Genomic DNA, 20,620 nt, shown 5'->3' on the forward strand with positions numbered 1-20,620 from the left:
ATTTGCCGGAATTGGCGTTTCTTATATTAGGGACTTATTTTACAGCCCCAAATAAGAAGAAAAAATTGAAGTATGTAAAACAAAAATTTGATATTGTCAATTATAATATCCGGATACTACTTCTGTACGTTAAATGCTCCCATACCCGGATAAACAGCTGCTGCGCCAAGTTCTTCTTCGATACGGAGTAACTGGTTGTATTTTGCCACACGCTCTGTTCTGCTCGGTGCACCGGTCTTGATCTGACAGGTATTTAATGCGACAGCCAGATCTGCGATTGTGGTATCTTCTGTCTCTCCGGAACGGTGCGAAGAAATGGCTGTGTATCCGGCTTTGTGTGCCATCTTGATTGCCTCTAAAGTTTCGGAAACGGAACCAATCTGGTTTAACTTGATCAGAATGGAGTTTCCGCAGCCAAGGCTGATTCCCTTTGCCAGACGCTCGGTATTGGTAACGAAAAGGTCATCACCGACAAGCTGTACTTTGTCCCCCAGCTCGGCGGTAAGCTTCTGCCATCCTTCCCAATCCTCTTCATCCAGTGCATCCTCTATGGAAATGATCGGATATTTCTCCACAAGCTTTTTCCAATGCTCAATCAGCTGTTCAGAAGTATATACGGTTCCGGCCTTTGGCAGTTTGTACTCGCCCTTCTTTCCTGTCTTCCACTCGGAAGAAGCGGCATCCATTGCAATCTTAAAGTCCTTCCCCGGCTCATATCCGGCTTTCTTTACAGCCTCAAGAATGGTCTCGATTGCTTCCTCATCCGATTTCAGTGCCGGTGCAAAACCACCCTCATCCCCAACGGATGTGGCAAGTCCTCTGTCCTTTAAAATAGAAGCCAGTGCATGGAATACTTCCGCACACCATCTGAGACATTCTTTAAAGGAAGGTGCTCCTACCGGCATGATCATGAATTCCTGTACATCCAGTCCGGAAGACAGTGCGTGGCATCCACCGTTTACGATATTCATCATTGGAACCGGAAGACGGTTCCCGGAAGTTCCGCCAAGGAAACGGTAAAGCGGAATATCCAGTGAAATTGCTGCCGCTCTGGCACATGCGCTGGAAACGGCAAGAATTGCATTTGCTCCGAGTTTGGACTTGTCCTTTGTTCCGTCCGCATCGATCATTGCCTTGTCAATTGCATAGGTATCGGATGCATCCATCCCCTGCAGTGTCCCGTTGATCACGGTGTTGATGTTTTCAACGGCTTTCTGCACACCCTTTCCAAGGTAACGGCTCTTGTCTCCGTCACGAAGTTCTAATGCTTCAAACTCACCGGTGGATGCACCGCTTGGTGCCATACCTCTTCCGATTGTACCATCTATCAATGTAACCTCTGCCTCAACAGTAGGGTTTCCTCTTGAATCCAAAATTTCTCTTCCAACTACTTTTTCAATCTCCAGATAATTCATTTTTTTGTTCTCCTTTCGATATGCGAAGAGCTCCTTCCGGAAGCGGTAATGGCGTCGTCTGTACTTCCGTTAAACACACTCAGCAGTTATGTGTTTGCGAAGGAGTCTTCAAATGATTTACACAAGGAAGTTAGTTGTATCTAACCCAAGAAAGATTATATCTGACATATTGAAAAATAGCAAGCATTTTTTCTGATAGTTTTTATCGGCTAATTTTAGTTAGTTGTATAATACAGTATGGCTTATATTTTCATATCGTGCCTGCATTGTCCTTTTCTTTTTAAATCTGGCGGATGAGATTTACCATCTCCACAGCACCCAGTGCACAATCATACCCCTTGTTTCCAGCTTTCGTTCCCGCACGCTCAATTGCCTGCTCGATATTTTCCGTTGTAACCACACCAAACATTACCGGAATTTCGCTCTCCAGGGAAACGGCAGCCACACCCTTGGATACTTCATTGCAGACATAGTCGTAGTGGCTTGTGCTTCCGCGGATCACAGCTCCCAGACAGATCACGGCATCATACTTTTTACTCATTGCCATCTTCTTTGCGATCAATGGGATTTCAAATGCCCCCGGCACCCATGCCACCGTAATGTCCTCTTCCTTCACATCATGACGCAGCAGGCCATCCATGGCACCGCCCAGCAGTTTGTTAGTGATAAATTCGTTGAACCGTGCGACGACGATTCCTACCTTCATATTGTTTGCTACTAATTTTCCTTCCAATGTACTCATAATGTTCATTCTCCTTTTCTTCATTTTAAAAGTTTAATACATGTCCCATGCGATTCTGCTTCGTTTTTAAGTAAAACAGGTCATACGGTGTGGCCTGCATCTGGATCGGCACGCGCTCTGTGATGGAAATCCCAAACTCTCCGAGCTGGTATACTTTGTCGGGATTGTTGGTTAAAAGCCGCATGCTGTGCACGCCCAGATCCTTTAAGATCTGTGCGCCGATGTAATATTCGCGCTCATCCCCGGCAAATCCTAAGGCAAGATTGGCATCTAAAGTGTCCATTCCCTGTTCCTGCAGTTCATATGCACGCAGTTTGTTGATCAATCCGATACCGCGGCCTTCCTGCCGCATATAAAGTAAAATCCCGCGGCCTTCCCTTTCAATCTGTGTCATGGCAGCGGCAAACTGCTGTCCACAGTCGCACCGCAGGGAGCCAAAGGTATCTCCGGTGAGGCACTCGGAATGTACACGGCAGAGTACATTTTCTCCGTCCCCGATTTCTCCTTTGACTAATGCCACATGATGTTCACCATTTAAACGGTTCACATAACCGTATGCCCGAAACTTTCCATACTTCGTCGGCATCTTTGTCACAGCCACACAGTCCACCAGCTTTTCATGGCATTTGCGGTATTCCTGGAGTGCGGCAATGGTAATCATTTTTATACCGTGCCTTTTTGCAAGTGCAAGCAGTTCCGTCGTGCGCATCATGGTGCCATCCTCGCGCATGATCTCACAGCAGAGTCCACATTCTTTTAAGCCTGCCAGGCGGCACAGATCCACGGTTGCTTCCGTATGCCCGTTTCTCTCCAGCACCCCGTTCTTCTTTGCCAGAAGCGGAAACATATGTCCCGGACGCCGGAAATCCTCCGGTTTTGCATCCTCTGCCACACAGCGCATGGCGGTCATGGAACGCTCGGCAGCGGAAATGCCTGTGGTTGTTTCCACATAATCCACGGAAACGGTAAATGCTGTCTCATGGTTGTCGGTATTCGTTTCGACCATCTGCGGAAAATGAAGCTTTTTTACATATTCTGCAGACATCGGCATACAAATAAGCCCTTTGGCATGCATTGCCATAAAATTGATATTTTCTGTTGTGGCAAATTCCGCAGCGCAGATAAAATCGCCTTCATTTTCACGATCTTCATCATCCGTGACTAAAATCAGTTTTCCGTTTCGTAATTCCTCAAGTGCTTCTTCAACCGTCGCAAATCCTTCCATTATTCTTTCCTCCTGTTTTCTTTGTTATAACCATTCAAAATCCATATTTTTCAAGAAACGCCTGGGTGATGTGGGTTTCCTTTTTTTCTTCCTGTGGATGAAGCAGTTTTTCCACATATTTTCCGATGATATCGGTTTCCAAATTTACCAGTTCTCCCTCTTTTTTGCTTCCAAGCGTTGTCACCTCTGCCGTATGAGGGATCATCGACACCGAAAAATCATGCGCAGTTACCGCGGCAACGGTCAGACTAATGCCATCGATGGTAATGGAACCTTTCTCCACCACATACCGAAGGACTTCCGGCGGCGCCTCCACCCGGATCCATATGGCATTGTCATCCTGCTTGCGCCCGGCCATCTGTCCGGTCGCATCCACATGTCCGGCTACAATATGCCCTCCAAAGCGTCCGTTTGCCGACATTGCACGTTCCAGATTCACAGGACTTTTTCTTTTGCACTGTGCCAGTGCCGACCGGTTTAAAGTTTCATGCATGACATCCGCAGTAAATCTTTCGTGGTCAAAGGAAGTGACCGTCAGACAGACTCCGTTTACCGCTATGCTGTCTCCGATATGCACATCCTCAAGTATCTTTCTGGCGTTAATCGTCAACACCGCAGAATGTGCGCCTTTTGCAATGTTTTCAATGGTTCCCATCTCCTCTATGATTCCTGTAAACATGATAATGGCCTCCCCTCTGTCGCCGGGTATCCCTCTATCAACCAGTCCGATCCCAACGCTGTAACTTTTGTCCGGCTTAATGTCACGGCCTCTGCAGGTTTTAAAAATCCCTGCCCCTCAACCGGGGTTTTGGCTGTTGCCCCGCCAAACAGCTTAGGCGCCACATATGCCTGCACCTTCTGTACAAGCCCAGCTTGCAGAGCCGACCAGTTTAAAGTTCCACCACCTTCGAGAATCACGCTGTCAATCTCCTGTTCTCCAAGCTGTCGCATCAGATCCCAAAGATCTACCTGCCCATCTTTTTCCGGTGTGACTAAAATCTGACATCCTGCCTCCACATATGGCATATGCATGGCTTCCTGCCGGTTACAGCTTGCTATAATCGTTGGAACTTCTTTTGCGGTACGCACAATCTGTGATTCTAATGGCGTCCGCAATGCTGTATCACAAATGATGCGCACCGGGTTTACCCCATTTTCTGTTTTTCCTAGCCGGCAGGTCAGCATCGGATCATCCGCAAGTACCGTTCCCACGCCAACCATAATGGCATGGTAACGGTTCCGCATACGGTGTACATGCGCACGCGCCGCTTCTCCTGTCACCCAGCGGGATGCCCCGGTATACGTGGCAATTTTTCCATCCAGTGTCATCGCATATTTTAAAATGACAAACGGAAGTTTTGTCTGGATATAATGAAAAAATACTTCATTCATTTCATCACATTCGTCCTGTAATACCTGTTCAGTCACTTCTACTCCATGTTCCCGCAAAATCCGGATGCCCTTTCCATGAACAAGTGGATTCGGATCTTTCGAACCAATCACTACTCTGCGAATTCCTGCGGCAAGCAGAGCATCGGTACATGGTGGTTGTTTTCCATGATGACAGCACGGCTCTAAGGTCACATAAATCGTAGCCCCTTCCGGGGATTGTATACAATTAGCCAGTGCATTCCGTTCTGCATGTGGCTGTCCGTAGTGTTCGTGATATCCCTCTCCGATAATTTTTCCATCTTTTACAATCACAGCACCTACCAGAGGATTCGGGGATACCTGTCCTTCTCCTTTTTGTGCCAGTGCTATTGCTCGGCGCATGTAATATTCATCTGTCATTTTTTCTCCTTTTTCATCAGTGATATGGCTTCGCCATACCACAAAAGCCCCAAGCAAATGCTCAGGGCTTCTTTTTACCGTGTTCTGCTGCCGGGGATATATTTTCAAATCCTTTTATTCATAGGAAATAAAAAATGCTCTGGAAATAAATTCCAGAGCAAACATTTCAATATCCACCACAACCATACACGGGTTCTTGTGTTTCTATCCTTTATCTTCTTTCATCCAGACTGTACTGTCGGCTTCGGAGTTTCACCGAATCATGCCTTGCGGCTCGTGGGCTATACCACCGGTAGGGAATTGCACCCTGCCCTGAAGATCTTTATAAAATTGTCTATGTATAAGACTATAATCTTTCTTTCCTTTTCTGTCAAGAGAATTTTTCTGGCTTTCTATACTGCCTCCACCGTATAATGGGCTTTCCAGATACCGCCCGGTGCAATCAGATTTCCCCACTCCCGATCTTTTAAATCTCCGGTAAAATCAGCACTGTCACAGCGTCCATACCATGGCTCTACACATATAAACGGTACATCTGCTCCCGCCGGTGACCAGACTCCAAACAATGGAGCATCCATCGTAACGGTCAGATAGGGATTTCCTTCCATGTCACAAAGAGAGACTTCATGCACATTCTGATTTTCAATCACAAGGGCATCATCATCAAACAGATGATCGGTAACTGTCAGATAACTATTTTTCAATTCATAATCCACAGTACCGTTTCCGACCAGACCATCCACAATCGTTGTACTTGTAAGCGGACCAGCTACATCAAAGCGGATTTTACAATTTTTCGGACGATTGAATGCCGGATGCCCGCCAATCGAAAACGGAAGTTCTTCCTCCGAAGGATTTTCCACCTGCCAGAGCACTTCCAGCTTATTTTCCTCGATGTGATATCCAATACGAAGGGTAAACGCATAAGGATATTTTGCCATGGTTTCCTCATTGGATTTTAATACAAACCAGAGCGTATCCTCCGTCTGAGAATCCAGCGTAAAATCCATATCGCGGGCAAATCCGTGCTGTCCCATGGTGTAAGTCTGTCCTTTGGTACGAAACTGTTTGTCTTTTACCGCTCCAACAAACGGAAACAGTACCGGTGAGGTGCGTCCCCAGAATTTTGGATCAGCTTTCCACATATATTCTTTTCCGGTATTTTTACGGACCAGAGATTTTAATTCTGCCCCATGTTCCTCCACTTCGATTGCAATGAGTTCATTCTCGAGCTTATGTCTTGCCATATGTTCCATCTCCTCTGATTCTATAAATTACGCGTTACCGCTTCACTTTTTCTCTCCCTGTCCATTTTATCTTATGCTATTTTACCGAGGTTTGTCAATGGACTGAATTTGCGAAGAAGTAGCAACAGATACTAAATCTTCAAGTGCAAGCACTCTGGGTTCCTCCGGATTACTGTCTCTGTTTACAATAGTGTTAATCTGCTTTGGTATATTTTTATTCACAAGCTCAGGGAAAACCACTCTGACATACATTCACTCCTTTACACTTTTGCTGATATACTTTTTCAGAATTACAGTTTATTCTATAATCTCCCAATACCCATTTTTCGGTGAACCATGACGAACCACAATATCTGATTCTTTCATTTTTTTAATATTATTTTCAACAGTCCGCCTAGATATATCTATTCTGTCTGCTATTTTTTTGACCGAAATATATTTATCTTCTGCTATACAATCTAGTATTTTCTCCTGAGTCTCCGTCAATTTCTGTGCTTTTTCTCTGATACGGACTTTATCTCCGAAATCATTTCCACCATTTACTCCACCATTTACTCCACCATTTACTCCACCATTTACTCCACCATTTACTCCACTATTTTCTCCACCATTTGCATTATGCTGCACATTCCTATATAAATTCACCCGAAACATATCATCAAATACTTCCACAGTCGGAACAGGCAGTCCATATTCTCCAGCAACACTTATAATTCTTCTGATGCCACTTCCCCACGCTTCTACCAGTCCCATCTGACCAAATATATTTGCAATCAGCTTGTTTCTAATCTTGGAATGACCTTTCATCACTTCCTCGTAGGTTAGTCCATTGTATAGTCCACCTGGAGATGTCACTTCTAAGCGATCATCATAAATTGCCACCTGTATGCAGGATTCATCTAACAGGTTTCTGTGACAATGTGCGTTGATTATCATTTCACGAATTGCTTCTACTGGGAGTTCATAGCTTTCCCGACGCACTAAGCCATCTATTGTCACTCCAAGTCTGATATTTCTCAAAACAAAATCAACCGCACTCTCTATCTGCTTGTATATCGGTCCAGTATATTCCCGTTTATCAAGAAAAACCGTTCTATCCGTTCCCTTGAATACGGCGCACTGCGTCTTTGCAAACGGAAAATAATCTGATGTTAGCAGCACATACGCATTTGATGCAAGCACATTGCCTTCGCTTTTCTTCAAAATTTTCCAATTAAACAACTGCTCTTTTCTTACATCATGCCCCGAAAGTCCTGCCTTCTTTCGGAAATCTTCAATATCCTTGCATAAAGACTGCGTTGCTTCTTCCGTCACTTCATATCCTACACAAGTAAGCTCATCCCAAGAAATACGGGCGCCTTCCATCTCCAGCTCACTTATCTTTTCCTGATGCGCATGTCTGGAAGTACCAGCCACACGAATATAGGTGCCTTTCGCCTTACCTTGGGCTTTAATATAATATGGTCGGTTTTTTCCTGCTTCCACCGTGATAACAATGACTGTCTTGCCATCAACCGTCTGCGGCCCAATGTCCGGTATGATCTGCGGTTCACAAGAATCTGATATAGCATTTGTCAAAGCGTCCATAGCTTGAAACAAACTATCATTGTCAACACCAACTACCTGATGTGTTTTATCATCAATACCTATGACCAGTCTGCCACCCTGTGTATTGGCAAAAGCCACAACTGTTTTCATATATTTTTCGCTTTTATCCGGTACAACTACCTTGTATTCAATATTCTTTGATTCGCCAGAAAACAGCTCATCTTTTGCCATAATGCTACCTCCAATTTTCTTGTTCTAATCTCTACTTTCATCTTATCAAGCAGATTATCCGCTGCATCCGGTGCCATCAGATCCTTTGAAATATAATGCACTATATCTCCGCCTTTAATTGATTAAAAGCCTCATCAACAGATACAGCATCAATTCTTTTTGCCTGTGCAAGTCCGGTCTGCATCATAGTATCAAATTCAGCTTGTGTTATAGAATCTCTCGTAGCAAGTTTATCCGGAATATCAAGTGAAAATGGTACTCGTGCTGTTACATTTGCAGTTTTTGTTGCCATAGTATGCACCTCCTATTTCCGATAGTGTTCCACCTTGTATGGCTTTTTACAACACAAATATTTTTTAACCAGCCATTTAAATGAGGAGTTTTCTCACCATCTTTGCATCAAAGGTAACAGTTTTCAGATGATCCACCTCAATCTGATACAGCGCATTTGCAGCAATATGTTCTGCCGCCTGCTCCAAATCACGGATTCCACTGGTACCCGAATACAGATCCACGATTGTATTTAATGCCTCATCTGTGATGATACATTCCTGTTCCTTTAAGCTCATGCGCTTTAATACCTTAGGCAATGCAAATTTTGAGAAGATAATCTTCTTTTCCTCAAACGTATAATCCGGGATATCAATTACCGCAAAACGGGACAGAATCGGTGCGCTGATCTGCTCCTTATCGTTTGCTGTGGCAATCGGATAAACACCGGATGTCGGGATCATACACTCGATATAGTTATCTGTAAATCCCAGATTATCCAGAAGTGTCAGTAAAACATCTGCCGGATTTCCGTTTCCTTTTCCAGAAGCTGCCTTATCCAGCTCATTGATAATAAATACCAGGCTTGACTCTCCTGCCATGGCAAATGCATCCATGATGATCCCTGGCTTTGCGTTAGCATAAATTCTCGAACTTCCGGTCAGCTGCTCCGGATCATTGATGGAACTCATATCAAGAGTTGTCCACGGAAGTTTTAAAATACGGGCAACTGCATAGGCAATCTGCGATTTTCCAGTTCCTGCCGGTCCCACCAGAAGCAGTCCGTATGCCGGAAGCGTATGTGTGCGGTTGATCTGAATGATCGTCTCAATGATTCTTTGCTTTACACGCTCCATGCCATACAGTTCCTCATCTAAAATCCGACGGGCTTCCTTTGGATCAATGGCCTCAAAATAATTGTTTTTCCACTGGATATTCATCATGATGGAAAGTGCACGCTGTGCATGACGCCGCTCTTCCGGAGACACTTCATTGGAACGTGCCACTGCTAAATTCCGGCGTGCCCACAACCGGATGTTATCCGGCATGGTCCGTCCTGCGCAGGTCATAAAATCGGTGATGCTCTGAATACTGGTGAGCTTCATATCATCGCCGTCTTCCTCCTGCTCCTCATCCACCGCTTCCTCACTCGGTGCACTGCTGGCAAACAGACGCTCCATCATAAACTGTAAAAAGCCATCTTCCGCGGAAAGCTTTTTTCCACCGCCAAAGGCAATTTCACGGATCTTATACACGGCATATCCATCCGGTGTGTTCTCTCCAGACAGCCGGACATTAATGTGGTTTTCCCCCAGCCAGCGAAGCAGATTGACAAAACGGGCATCCACCCGCAAAATATCCGCACATACAGTTCCGTCTTCCTGGGTAAACTCAAATGCTGTGCGCTTTGTCTGGTTCGTAAACACTCCGCAGGAATGATATTTCCACTGCTTTGCCGTATTATCTAAAACCAGAATCGGATATTTTGCACTTGCAGTGTTTTCATTCGACTGAAATGTTGTATAGGTACACTCACAAGCTTTCTTTTCTTCCGTTGTATTGCTGAAATCAAATACAGGCATATCTATCTCCCTTCTACATGATTTAAGGGTCAAAAACAGTTTTGACCCTTATCCTGCATAAACAATTCTGTTATTTTCTACGAAAGCAGTGCTTTATCACTTGCAAATTCCTCACCGCTTACTTTTTCAAACTGATGCAGCAGATCTCCGACCGTAAGTTTCTTTTTGTCTTCCCCTGCGATATTTAAAATAACTTTTCCTTCATGCATCATAATCAGACGGTTTCCATGGGCAATCGCATCCTTCATATTGTGTGTTACCATCATGGCCGTCAGATGATTCTCTGAAATGATCTGATCCGAAATCTCAAGTACCTTTGCGGCAGTCTTTGGATCCAGCGCAGCCGTATGCTCATCGAGAAGCAGAAGCTTCGGTTTCTGGATGGAAGCCATCAGAAGCGTGATTGCCTGACGCTGTCCACCGGATAACAGACCGACTTTTGATGTCAGGCGATCTTCCAGTCCAAGATGCAGGGTGGAAAGCATTTGGCGGTATTTTTCGCGTTCCGCTTTGGTAATTCCCCATCGCAATCCCCTGGATTTTCCACGTCTTGCTGCAATTGCCATATTTTCCTCAATGGACATTGTGGTAGCCGTACCGGTCATCGGGTCCTGGAACACACGTCCCAGATATTGTGCCCTGCGATGCTCGGATAACTTTGTCACATCCTCGCCGCCGATATAGATTTTTCCGGAATCTACCGGCCATACACCGGCTACGGCATTCAGTGTTGTCGATTTTCCTGCACCGTTTCCACCGATCACTGTGACAAATTCGCCTTCCTCAAGTGTCAGGTCGACACCGTCCAGAGCCACTTTTTCATTTATCGTACCCGGATTGAATACTTTCCGGATATTTTCAATTTTTAACATCTCACTCATCGGTTACAGCCCCCTTGTTGCTTTTTTCTTATTCTTCAGATATGGAATCGCAAGGAAAATTGCTACCACGATTGCTGAGAACAGTTTCAGATCATCCGATGGGAATTTCAGCCACAAAATGATGCTCAGCACAAGGTAGTAAATGATCGCTCCAACGATCACGGAAAACAACGTATATGCAAATGCCAGTTTCTTTCCTGCACACAGTTTTCCAAACAGTACATCTCCGATAATAACGGCAGCCAGACCGATAACGATTGCGCCTCGTCCCATATTGACATCCGCTGCACCCTGATACTGTGCATAAAGTGCACCGGACAGACCAACGAGTCCGTTGGAAATCATAAGTGCCAGTACCTTACAGAAGCTGGTATTGATTCCCTGTGCACGCGCCATCTGCGGGTTACATCCGGTTGCCCGGATGGAATGCCCCTGCTCGGTTCCGAAATACCAGTAAAGAATCGCCACGATCACTACCCCAAACAGGATACAGGTGGTAAATACTTTAATTTTTGCTGCTGTATCACCGGATACATAACGAAGCGATACCGCAAGGGAATATTTATCCACACTGATCGCCTGATTGGACTGTCCCATAATATTCAGATTGATGGAGTACAGTGCAATCTGCGTTAAAATTCCGGCAAGAATTGGAGGAATTCCCAGTTTGGTGTGCAGAAGACCTGTGACCATTCCCGCAAGCATTCCTGCTGCAAATGCAAAAATAAGGGAAACCCACGGATTCATATCACTGCGGATCAGCATAACCGCCACAGCTCCGCCGGTTGCAAAAGAACCGTCCACCGACAGATCCGCAAAATCCAGAAGTTTGTATGTAATATATACTCCCAATGCCAGAAGACCCCAGATCAGTCCCTGTGCAATGGAGCCCGGCAGTGCACGAAACAGCGCCAGCGGACTTAAGGAAGCAAAATAAGCAGATATTAACACGATACCCATCCCCCTTAATTATTCAGCCTCGATAGCCTTGTAATCATCCGGAATTTTAACGCCCAGCTGATCACAGATATCTTTGTTGTATTCTTTGGTTACGTTTGGTGCAGTCTCAATCTTCATGGTTGTAATGTCCGCACCGTTTACTAAAATGTCATATGCCATTTCACCGGCCTTTTTTCCGATATCATAATAACTGATGGAAAGCGTTGCCACTCCGCATCCTTTACAGATACCTTCCTCTCCGGCAATAATCGGAGTTCCTGCCGGAAGTGCGATATTGTTGATTGCTTCTGTGTTCTGTGCCATGGTATTGTCTGTCGGAATGTAAATGACATCTGCATACTCGGTTGCACTCTGTACCACAGAACCGATATCATTGGAATCGGAAGCGGTAAACTCTTTGTAGCTGATACCGTCCTCATCCAGGTATTTTTCAAACTCGGTTGCCTGATATTTGGAGTTTGCCTCTGCAGAGCAGTAAAGTATTGCGACATGCTTTGCATCCGGATAGAGCTCTACGAGCATATCCTCCTGCTGATCAAGCGGAGCCAGATCGGATGTACCGGAGATATTTCTTCCGGTTGTACCACTCCAGTCACTGATCTCCAAAGCCGTTGCATAATCGGTAACGGAAGTTCCCAGAATCGGAATATCGGTTGTCGCTGCTGCACATGCCTGTAAAGCAGTGGTTGCATTTGCAAGAATCAGATCCACATTGGAAGATACGAAATTATTTGCAATTGTAGAAGCATTTGCCTGCTCGTTCTGTGCATTCTGGAGATCAAATTTTACATTGTCTCCCAGCTTTTCCTTTAAGACATCCTCAAATCCCTGTGTTGCCTGATCCAGTGCCGGATGCTCCAGCTGCTGGCAGATTCCGATGTTATATACTTTACCGGATGCACCTGCACTCTGTGTCCCGTCTTTTGCTGCATCTGCGGAATTTCCACAGGCGCCCAGGGATACCATCATGGCTGCTGCCACAGCAACCGACATTGCCTTGTTTAATTTTTTCATAGTTGTTCCTCCATTTATATTTTATATAGTCAGATAGACTTTAAGCCGCTTCCCGTCCTACTGGAAAGCGGCTCGTACACTGCGTAATTACAGGAAAATATATTTGCAGATAAAAAGTACTGCAAGGATATACATCAGTGGAGTAATCTTCTTACGCTTGCCACAGATCAGATTGATCAGTACAAAAGAGATTACACCAATGGCAATACCCTCTGCGATACTGTACATTAAAGGCATCGCAATGAGGCACAGATATGCAGGAACTGCATCTGTCAGATCCTCGAAATCAACCTTTACAATTGCGGATACCATCAGGAATCCGACAAAGATCAGCGCCGGTGCTGTTGCAAAGCCCGGAATTGCCGTAAAGATTGGTGCAAAGAAAATTGCAAGCAGGAATAATAATCCTGTAACGATGGATGCAAGACCGGTTCTTGCACCAGCTCCGACACCGGCAGAGCTCTCTACGAATGTTGTAGTTGTAGACGTACCAAGGACCGCACCTGCAGAAGTAGCAATTGCATCTGCCATCAGTGCCTGCTTTACGTTCGGAAGTTTTCCATCTTCGTCTAACATGCCGGCCTTATCCGATACACCGATCAGTGTTCCGATCGTATCAAACATATCTACAAACAGGAAAGACAACATGACTACGATGAAGTTCATAATTCCGACTCCATGGAAATCTGCTGTAAAACACTGTCCGAACGTCTCACCAATCTTTGAAAAATCAGTCATGGCAAATGTCGGATACAGAGAATAAAATCCAGCGTCTGCATCGATACGGTAAACACCCGCTGCCTGACAGATCATTCCAAGAATCCAGGTAGCCAGAATACCGATCAGAATAGATCCCTTGACTTTTTTGATGTATAAAATTGCAGTAAGAAGCAGACCGATCAGTGCAAGTACTGCACAGATTCCTTCGGTATGCCAGTTATCTCTGAAATTTACATAAGATAACAATGTGGAATCGTTGTTTACAACGATATGTCCACCCTGCAATCCGATAAACGCGATGAACAAACCGATGCCGGCGCTCACACCTTTCTTTAATGTGGTCGGAATGGCATTGAAAATTGCCTCACGCACATTGGTAAGAGAAAGGATAATAAAGATAATACCTTCGAAGAATACTGCCATCAGGGCTACCTTCCAGGAATATCCCATATTTCCGCATACGGTAAATGCAAAGTATGCATTCAGTCCCATACCCGGTGCAAGTGCAAACGGATAATTTGCAAGGAGTGCCATTGCAAACGTACCGATAAAGGATGCCAGACAGGTTGCGATCAGCACTGCTGTCGGGTCCATTCCTGCCCGTGAAAGCAGGTTCGGGTTTACAGCCAGGATATAAGCCATGGTCATAAACGTCGTAATACCGGCGATCACTTCTGTTTTCGCTGTGGTATTGTTCTCTTTGAGCTTAAACATTTTCTCTAACATGTTCTCTCCTCCATATTTTATTGTTGTGTAAAAGCACCCTACTATTCTACCATAAAATAATTGAGAAATCCATTCAATTATTTATGTCTCCAGGTACTTCTTGAAAAGAGAACAAGCATCGGGAAAATTTCCAGTCTTCCGGCCAGCATGTCAAAAATCAGCACAAGTTTGGAAAACCAGGAATACACCGAAAAATTACAGGTAGGTCCCACCACATCAAATCCCGGTCCGATATTGTTAAAGCACGCAGCAACCGCAGACACATTTGTTGTCATGGACAGTCCATCAATAGAAATCAAAAGAAAACTTCCGACTAAAATCACACCGTAAGCCGCCAGGTAGGTATTTGTATTATTTAATACATCCTCCCCGATCCGGTTTCCATTCATGCGCACAACTTCCACACGCTGCGGGCTTAAAATTCTGCGGATATTTCTGCGCAGGTTTTTCAGAATCAGAAGAAGTCTTCCCATCTTAAGCCCTCCTGCCGTACTTCCTGCACAGGCACCGACAAACATCAGGCACAGCAACAGTGCTTTCGAAAATCCGGGCCACAGATCAAAGTCCGTGCTTGCAAACCCGGTCGTCGTCATGATAGAGGAAACCTGAAATGCCGCATGGCGGATGGTCTCTTCCCAGGAGCCGTACAGTCCCCGGACATTGAACGTAATTAAAAGAATACTGACTACAAATATGATGATATACAGCCGCAGTTCCTGATCTTTGAGCACTTCCTTTACATGCCGGACTAAAAGCAGATAATAACAGCTGAAGTTGATTCCAAACAAAAACATGAAGACCGTACATACATTCTGTATATATGGGCTGTATCCTGCAATACTGTCATTCCGGATTCCGAATCCACCTGTGCCGGCCGTTCCAAAAGCGGTACATACGGCATCAAAAACCGGCATTTTTCCCAACAGGAGAAACAGGAAATTGATGAATGTCAGCACCATGTATATGACGTACAAAATTCTTGCTGTTGTACGCATTTTCGGCACCAGCTTGTTCACATTCGGTCCCGGACTCTCCGCACGCAACAGATGCATGGTATACCCTTTGCCTCTCTCTCCGTTCGGAGAAAGTGCCAGAAGAAATACAAGTACCCCCATGCCTCCCAGCCAGTGGCTGAAACTCCGCCAGTACATAATTCCGGGAGAAAGTGCTTCCACATCTCCCAGAATCGAAGAACCTGTGGTTGTAAATCCCGATACAATTTCAAACAGGGCATCGACAAAGTTTGGAATTTCCCTGGAAAAAACAAATGGCAGACACCCGAAAAAACTGATTGCGATCCAGCTTCCGGCTACGCAGACCATCCCTTCCCTCGCAAAAAAACGACGGGTGGAATTTCTGCAAAAATAATACATTAAGGCACCGACTCCGGCAGTGATCAGAATGGACAGCCCAAACCCGTAAACTGCTGCCCGGCTTCCGGTATACAGACTGATTAAAAGTGCCGGAACCATAAACCCTGCTTCCACAATTAAGATCTGGGAAAGAAATTTTCCCATCATTTTATAATTCATAGCATCCTCACTCGAAAATATCATTCAGCTGCAAAAGTGTCATCCCGCCCTTTGCAACGATAATCACGGAATTTCCAGCCTCATACATGGAATCTCCGTTTGGAATCTCCGTTTTACTTCCATGGCTGATACATGCGATCAGTATATTGCGTTTCAGGCGGATATTACGCAATGGTTCCCCGATATGTTTTGTGTCGGCATCTACGACAAACTCCAATGCTTCTGCCTGTCCTTCTGCAATATTGTGCAGTGTCAGTGCTGCACCTGTTGTATTCTGCATGGCACGGACATAACGGACAATCGTATTGCAGCAGAGTTCTTTCGGGCAGATTACACTGCCAAGTCCCAGACTGTCCTGCATACTGTTATTCTCCATATGACCGACTTTCGTGATCACCTGCGGCACTCCACAGGTCTGCGCATACAGCGAAATAATCATATTCATTTCATCCATGCCGGTCATGGTCACAACGGCGTCACAATCATGGATGCCTTCACTTTCAAGCAGAAACTGGCTGCTGGCATCCCCATGTATGATACATACTTCCGGTGGAAGTTTACCGGATAGTTCTTCACAGCGCGCTTCATCCTGTTCGATCAGCTGTACACTGACGCCTTCTCTTGCCAGCCAGGTTGACAGATAATAACCGATTCTTCCGCCACCGCAGATAATTACACGCTTTGCCTTATGCGTGATAATGCTAAGATTGCGCAGAAGCTGTGTCAGCATCTCAGCAGTTGCCGTAATAAACAGATGATCACCCTCCCGGAGAATAAAATGTCCGGACGGAATCTCCACAACACCATCACGGCTCACTGCGCAGACAAGTACCTTGCATTTGACAACATTTTCCAGATTCATCAGTGCCACATCGCAGAGTTTACTGCCTTTTTGTATCCGCAGCTCCACGATTTCCACACGGCTTTTGGCAAATGTTTCCCTCTGCAGAAAGCCCGGATAGCGGATCAGCCGTTCAATCTCGCGCGCCGCCTGTTTTTCCGGATTCACCATAAGCGAAAGGGAATAGACATCCCGCATGGTAAAAATCTGCTTGCCGTATTCGGGATTACGGATTCTTGCAATGGTGTGAATTCTCGGATTCAGACCATGGGCAGTCATACCACAGAGCAGATTGACTTCATCCGAACTGGTGGCTGCAATGAGCAGATCCGCCTTTTTCACATCCGCACTCTCCAACACGCGCATGGAGGCACAGTTTCCCTGTACCCCCATAACATCGTAACGCTCCACACTCGAATCCAGCACACGCTGGTTCGAATCGATCAAAGTCAGGTCGTGTCCTGCCGCAGAAAGCTTCTGCGTCAGCGTGAGTCCGACCTTGCCATCACCGGCGATTATTATTTTCACAGATTTGTCCTCCGTTTATATTCTGTATTTAGACGTCCCACATTATAGCACATGGCATATAGAAATACAACCGAGGAGTTTTTGGTCTTTACTGCTTCTTATCCTCCTGATATTCCTCAAAACTGAGAATTACTTTAAACAGATCGCCGTCCATCTGCACCGCAAGATTTCCATGCATCAGCTCGGTCAGGCTTTTTGCGATAGAAAGCCCCAGTCCGTGTCCTTCCGTATTCCGGGAACTGTCTCCACGGACAAATCTTCCGAAAAGTTCCTCGCTGGTCATTTTCAGTCGATCCTTCGAAATATTGCGGAAGGTCATAATCACCATTCCGTGAAATTTTTCCAGCGTAACATACACACGTGTTCCCGGCTGTGCATACTTACATATATTTCCCATCAGGTTGTCAATGATCCGCCACAAATGTCTGCCATCCACATAGATTTCAACGGGTGGTTGCGGACATTCTACAACCATCTCCAGCTGATTTGCCTCTGCCTTTTCTGAAAATTCCCCGACAATCTGTGTCAGAACGACCGTTGCATCACATACTTCCGGATTCACCGGAAGATTTCCGGTAGATGCTTTGGATGCCTCCATCAGATCCTCAATAAGCTTTTTCAGACGGTTGGACTGTCGGTCAAGCACCTCAATGTACTCCCGCATTGTTTCACTCTCTGTCGGCTCCTTTTTGATCAGATCCACATAGTTGATAATGGAAGTAAGCGGTGTTTTAATATCATGGGAGACATTGGTGATCAGTTCGGTACGAAACCGCTCACTCTTCATTTTTTCTTCTACCGCCGCTGCAACTCCGGTCTGTACATTATTTAAGTTTTCCGCATGTGCACGCAGCTCATACATCATTTTTCCCGTATCAATCGGATGCGAATAATCACCTTTTGCAATCCGTTCCCCTCCGTCGAATATCTGTCGAAACTGCACCACAATCTTTAACAGTACGCCGTATTCCACAACTTTCCAGAGGAGATAGACCATGATAATTCCGCCATCCGCTCCGGCACACAGTAAAAGAAATGCTTCTATCAGGAAGACCACAAGAAATACAACTGTGACTTTTACCGTCATAGACAGACTTGCCAAAAGTGCCAGCCTGATTTCATGCAGTTCTCTTTTTATCCGGCGAAACGGGTTTAAAAGCAGACGCAAAAGCGTATAATGCCAGAATTTTCCTGCACGGATTCTTACAATGATACTGATCACATATTCATACACAATCAGCTCTGCCAATGCAAATGCAATTGCAAAAAATGAAATACAGAATACGATTCCTGCATTTTGCATAAGCAGATCTCCCATATAAAGGCATACCATACCGCAGCCCAAAAACGCAAGTCCTGAGATTCCTGTATAAATACCAAATGGTATACGATCAATCCTTCGAATCTGTACCGTATCAAACCCTTTTTTCCATCCTGCCGATACAAACAAAACGCCAAGCGAAACCAGCCATACAAGAGCGCTCAAAAGCAGCCACCACCCCGATGTCTTCCGCAGCTGTACCACAACGCCTGCAAGTGTGTGTGCTTTCTGGAAAAACTGTGTTTTCCCGGAATCAATCACGATATGGGTTTCACCTCCGACTTCCGGTGAAAACAAAGAGGATACCGTAGCTGTGCTTCCCTTCAGGGAATCCGCTGCCGTAAGATAAAGCGTATATTCCGTCGCCTCTTTCTCCTGATGTGGATTATAATAAATACGCCCCTGTTGATCTTCGTATGCAAATGAAAAATCCTGCCACTGGAATACCTTTGCTTTCGCATAGGTGTCCGCAATGGATTCCTGCCGGATCGGATAAATTCCATCCTTTTTTGACCATAAGTAACCTGCCTCTAACCCATCAAAATCAAACCGCAGTTCGGATGATTTTAAATACGGTTCGAGCTTACCTTTTTTCAGCTGTTCTCCATTTTCCGCGCAATATCTGCCACCATCGTCCGATTCCCGGTAAGTATATTCCACATACGGTTCAAGATCCGACTCCTCTGGAACCGCGGAAAAAGAAAAGGAATTGATCCGAAACAGGGTATCGCCCGCATAACAATAAATCACACCATTATCATAGATAAAATGATCCACCTGCGTATAATGCTTGACTTTTTGCATGTACTGTCCCCTGTTTCTCCCAAGCAGCATATCCCAGAAAGAACGATCATTGGTATGAAACTCATTTTCATCTGTAAATTTCAGCCAGGCAAGTGCATTTTCCTTATTTAAGGTACCGGTATTATTTCCACAGACAAGTTCGGTTTCTTTTCCTTTCGGCTTCTTTTTGACAAGTGAATAAACGATATTTCCGTCATCAAATTTTTTCAGGGCATCTGCTTCGTCCTGCTTTTTTGAAATGCCGGTAACCGCATCACCCATCCAGTACGCATAGCTTCTAAGCAGCTCTGTATCCAGTGTTTTTTCAATGTCTTTCTGTGAGCCCTGCAAATCACTGGTCATGCCTAATGTAACTGTTATCACACCGGTCACGGCCACAAAAAATCCGCTTACAATCGCAAGTACCATAGCCAGTAATCTGATGCCCTGCGATGATTTCCAGTTTTTGGACACACATTCCGGCTTTTTGGATTTTTTATCCTTTTTCTCATTCATTTTCTACATCCTCCATCTTGTATCCCCGTCCCCACACGACTTTTAAATAGCGTGGCTCCGCAGGATTATATTCCAGTTTTTCCCGAAGGTGCCGGATATGTACGGCTACCGTGTTTTCGACACCGCACGGGCTGCCTTTCCATACGGCCTCGTAAATCTGTTTCGGTGAATATACTTCCCCCGGATGTTCCATCAGAAGTTTTAAAATATCGTACTCTGTTCTGGTCAGATTCACAGGTTCTCCGTCCAGGGTGACTTCCTTTAATTTATCATCCAGCTCGATGCCGCCGGCGGACAGTTTTGTCCTCACCTTCTGTCCGCTTCCAAGCAGCATATACCGCCGGATCTGGGATTTCACTCTCGCCTGCAGTTCCACTGGATTGAATGGTTTCGTCACATAATCGTCCGCGCCCACGGTAAGTCCGAGTACCTTATCGGTATCCTCACTTTTGGCCGTCAGTAAGATCACCGGAACATTGGAAATTTCACGGATTTTGCACATCGCTTCTATCCCGTCCATTTCCGGCATCATAATATCCATCAGAACCAGCTGGATATCCTCCCGGTTTATAATTTTTAAGGCTTCCTTTCCGTTATAAGCCGAAAACACCTGGTATCCTTCACTTTTTAAATAAATCTGCAAAGCAGAAACAATATCCTTTTCATCGTCACAAACTAAAACATTATACATAAAAAAACCGCCACCTCGTATTCATGATTAATCATAGATACATTGTAGCGGTTTT

The 20,620-nt window shown here is 45.2% G+C and carries 17 protein-coding genes and 1 riboswitch; all 17 genes read right to left on the bottom strand.

Translation table 11 applies throughout. The features are described 5' to 3' along the window. Positions 1-116 precede the first annotated feature (116 nt). The 17 genes from eno to DXD06_RS15455 all read right to left on the bottom strand — a co-directional run bounded on the left by eno (position 117) and on the right by DXD06_RS15455 (position 20,565). The gene (eno, locus tag DXD06_RS15375; protein ID WP_117832952.1) at positions 117-1,415 is read right to left on the bottom strand and encodes a phosphopyruvate hydratase; all 1,299 of its coding nucleotides are present in this window, start codon (positions 1,413-1,415) and stop codon (positions 117-119) included. Between the two features lie 280 nt (positions 1,416-1,695). Next, the gene (gene ribH, locus DXD06_RS15380) at positions 1,696-2,157 is read right to left on the bottom strand and encodes a 6,7-dimethyl-8-ribityllumazine synthase (protein WP_022046020.1); all 462 of its coding nucleotides are present in this window, start codon (positions 2,155-2,157) and stop codon (positions 1,696-1,698) included. Positions 2,158-2,182: 25 nt separating this feature from the next. Beyond that, complete coding sequence (locus tag DXD06_RS15385; protein WP_117832954.1) at positions 2,183-3,382, bottom strand: bifunctional 3,4-dihydroxy-2-butanone-4-phosphate synthase/GTP cyclohydrolase II; 1,200 nt, start codon at positions 3,380-3,382, stop codon at positions 2,183-2,185. A gap of 34 nt (positions 3,383-3,416) precedes the next feature. After that, positions 3,417-4,061, bottom strand: coding sequence for a riboflavin synthase (ribE, locus tag DXD06_RS15390; protein ID WP_117832956.1), 645 nt, complete (start codon positions 4,059-4,061; stop codon positions 3,417-3,419). Further along, entirely contained in the window at positions 4,043-5,173 is a 1,131-nt protein-coding gene (gene ribD, locus DXD06_RS15395) for a bifunctional diaminohydroxyphosphoribosylaminopyrimidine deaminase/5-amino-6-(5-phosphoribosylamino)uracil reductase RibD (RefSeq protein ID WP_117832958.1), read from the bottom strand. The genes ribE and ribD overlap by 19 nt, the downstream gene beginning before the upstream one ends. A 209-nt stretch (positions 5,174-5,382) precedes the next feature. Continuing rightward, a riboswitch (FMN riboswitch) is annotated at positions 5,383-5,497 on the bottom strand. A gap of 68 nt (positions 5,498-5,565) precedes the next feature. After that, entirely contained in the window at positions 5,566-6,420 is an 855-nt protein-coding gene (locus tag DXD06_RS15400) for an aldose 1-epimerase family protein (RefSeq protein WP_117832961.1), read from the bottom strand. Positions 6,421-6,717: 297 nt separating this feature from the next. Further along, a complete protein-coding gene (locus DXD06_RS15405) occupies positions 6,718-8,199 on the bottom strand; it encodes an RNA-binding domain-containing protein (RefSeq protein ID WP_117832963.1) in 1,482 nt (493 codons plus the stop codon). Between the two features lie 100 nt (positions 8,200-8,299). Then, on the bottom strand, positions 8,300-8,491 hold the full coding sequence (locus DXD06_RS15410; RefSeq protein WP_117832966.1) for a hypothetical protein: 192 nt from the start codon (positions 8,489-8,491) through the stop codon (positions 8,300-8,302). 76 nt (positions 8,492-8,567) lie between these two features. Then, a complete protein-coding gene (locus DXD06_RS15415) occupies positions 8,568-10,052 on the bottom strand; it encodes an AAA family ATPase (protein ID WP_117832968.1) in 1,485 nt (494 codons plus the stop codon). A gap of 77 nt (positions 10,053-10,129) precedes the next feature. Beyond that, on the bottom strand, positions 10,130-10,924 hold the full coding sequence (locus DXD06_RS15420; protein WP_195275252.1) for an ABC transporter ATP-binding protein: 795 nt from the start codon (positions 10,922-10,924) through the stop codon (positions 10,130-10,132). A 12-nt stretch (positions 10,925-10,936) separates the two neighbouring features. After that, positions 10,937-11,878, bottom strand: a complete 942-nt coding sequence (locus DXD06_RS15425; RefSeq protein ID WP_243001141.1) for an ABC transporter permease — start codon at positions 11,876-11,878, stop codon at positions 10,937-10,939. A 24-nt stretch (positions 11,879-11,902) separates the two neighbouring features. After that, positions 11,903-12,907, bottom strand: a complete 1,005-nt coding sequence (locus tag DXD06_RS15430; RefSeq protein ID WP_117832972.1) for an ABC transporter substrate-binding protein — start codon at positions 12,905-12,907, stop codon at positions 11,903-11,905. Positions 12,908-12,994: 87 nt separating this feature from the next. Next, entirely contained in the window at positions 12,995-14,353 is a 1,359-nt protein-coding gene (locus DXD06_RS15435; RefSeq protein WP_117832974.1) for an NCS2 family permease, read from the bottom strand. A 77-nt stretch (positions 14,354-14,430) separates the two neighbouring features. Further along, the gene (locus tag DXD06_RS15440) at positions 14,431-15,885 is read right to left on the bottom strand and encodes a TrkH family potassium uptake protein (RefSeq protein WP_055066893.1); all 1,455 of its coding nucleotides are present in this window, start codon (positions 15,883-15,885) and stop codon (positions 14,431-14,433) included. 7 nt (positions 15,886-15,892) lie between these two features. After that, positions 15,893-17,254: a Trk system potassium transporter TrkA gene (trkA, locus tag DXD06_RS15445; protein ID WP_117832976.1), complete on the bottom strand. Its 1,362-nt coding sequence runs from the start codon at positions 17,252-17,254 to the stop codon at positions 15,893-15,895. 88 nt (positions 17,255-17,342) lie between these two features. Next, on the bottom strand, positions 17,343-19,874 hold the full coding sequence (locus DXD06_RS15450) for a sensor histidine kinase (RefSeq protein ID WP_117832979.1): 2,532 nt from the start codon (positions 19,872-19,874) through the stop codon (positions 17,343-17,345). Beyond that, complete coding sequence (locus DXD06_RS15455) at positions 19,867-20,565, bottom strand: response regulator transcription factor (RefSeq protein WP_022045676.1); 699 nt, start codon at positions 20,563-20,565, stop codon at positions 19,867-19,869. The genes DXD06_RS15450 and DXD06_RS15455 overlap by 8 nt, the downstream gene beginning before the upstream one ends. Between the last annotated feature and the right edge of the window lie 55 nt (positions 20,566-20,620).

The sequence above is a fragment of the Roseburia sp. TF10-5 genome (assembly GCF_003462365.1).
In the GTDB taxonomy this organism is placed as follows: Bacteria; Bacillota; Clostridia; order Lachnospirales; family Lachnospiraceae; genus Roseburia; species Roseburia faecis.

Excerpts from the sequence above, each read along its gene's own strand:
- eno (WP_117832952.1), bottom strand. The coding sequence starts at position 1,415 with ATGAATTATCTGGAGATTGAAAAAGTAGTTGGAAGAGAAATTTTGGAT.
- ribH (WP_022046020.1), bottom strand. The coding sequence starts at position 2,157 with ATGAGTACATTGGAAGGAAAATTAGTAGCAAACAATATGAAGGTAGGA.
- DXD06_RS15385 (WP_117832954.1), bottom strand. The coding sequence starts at position 3,382 with ATGGAAGGATTTGCGACGGTTGAAGAAGCACTTGAGGAATTACGAAAC.
- ribE (WP_117832956.1), bottom strand. The coding sequence starts at position 4,061 with ATGTTTACAGGAATCATAGAGGAGATGGGAACCATTGAAAACATTGCA.
- ribD (WP_117832958.1), bottom strand. The coding sequence starts at position 5,173 with ATGACAGATGAATATTACATGCGCCGAGCAATAGCACTGGCACAAAAA.
- DXD06_RS15400 (WP_117832961.1), bottom strand. The coding sequence starts at position 6,420 with ATGGCAAGACATAAGCTCGAGAATGAACTCATTGCAATCGAAGTGGAG.
- DXD06_RS15405 (WP_117832963.1), bottom strand. The coding sequence starts at position 8,199 with ATGGCAAAAGATGAGCTGTTTTCTGGCGAATCAAAGAATATTGAATAC.
- DXD06_RS15410 (WP_117832966.1), bottom strand. The coding sequence starts at position 8,491 with ATGGCAACAAAAACTGCAAATGTAACAGCACGAGTACCATTTTCACTT.
- DXD06_RS15415 (WP_117832968.1), bottom strand. The coding sequence starts at position 10,052 with ATGCCTGTATTTGATTTCAGCAATACAACGGAAGAAAAGAAAGCTTGT.
- DXD06_RS15420 (WP_195275252.1), bottom strand. The coding sequence starts at position 10,924 with ATGTTAAAAATTGAAAATATCCGGAAAGTATTCAATCCGGGTACGATA.
- DXD06_RS15430 (WP_117832972.1), bottom strand. The coding sequence starts at position 12,907 with ATGAAAAAATTAAACAAGGCAATGTCGGTTGCTGTGGCAGCAGCCATG.
- DXD06_RS15435 (WP_117832974.1), bottom strand. The coding sequence starts at position 14,353 with ATGTTAGAGAAAATGTTTAAGCTCAAAGAGAACAATACCACAGCGAAA.
- DXD06_RS15440 (WP_055066893.1), bottom strand. The coding sequence starts at position 15,885 with ATGAATTATAAAATGATGGGAAAATTTCTTTCCCAGATCTTAATTGTG.
- DXD06_RS15450 (WP_117832979.1), bottom strand. The coding sequence starts at position 19,874 with ATGAATGAGAAAAAGGATAAAAAATCCAAAAAGCCGGAATGTGTGTCC.
- DXD06_RS15455 (WP_022045676.1), bottom strand. The coding sequence starts at position 20,565 with ATGTATAATGTTTTAGTTTGTGACGATGAAAAGGATATTGTTTCTGCT.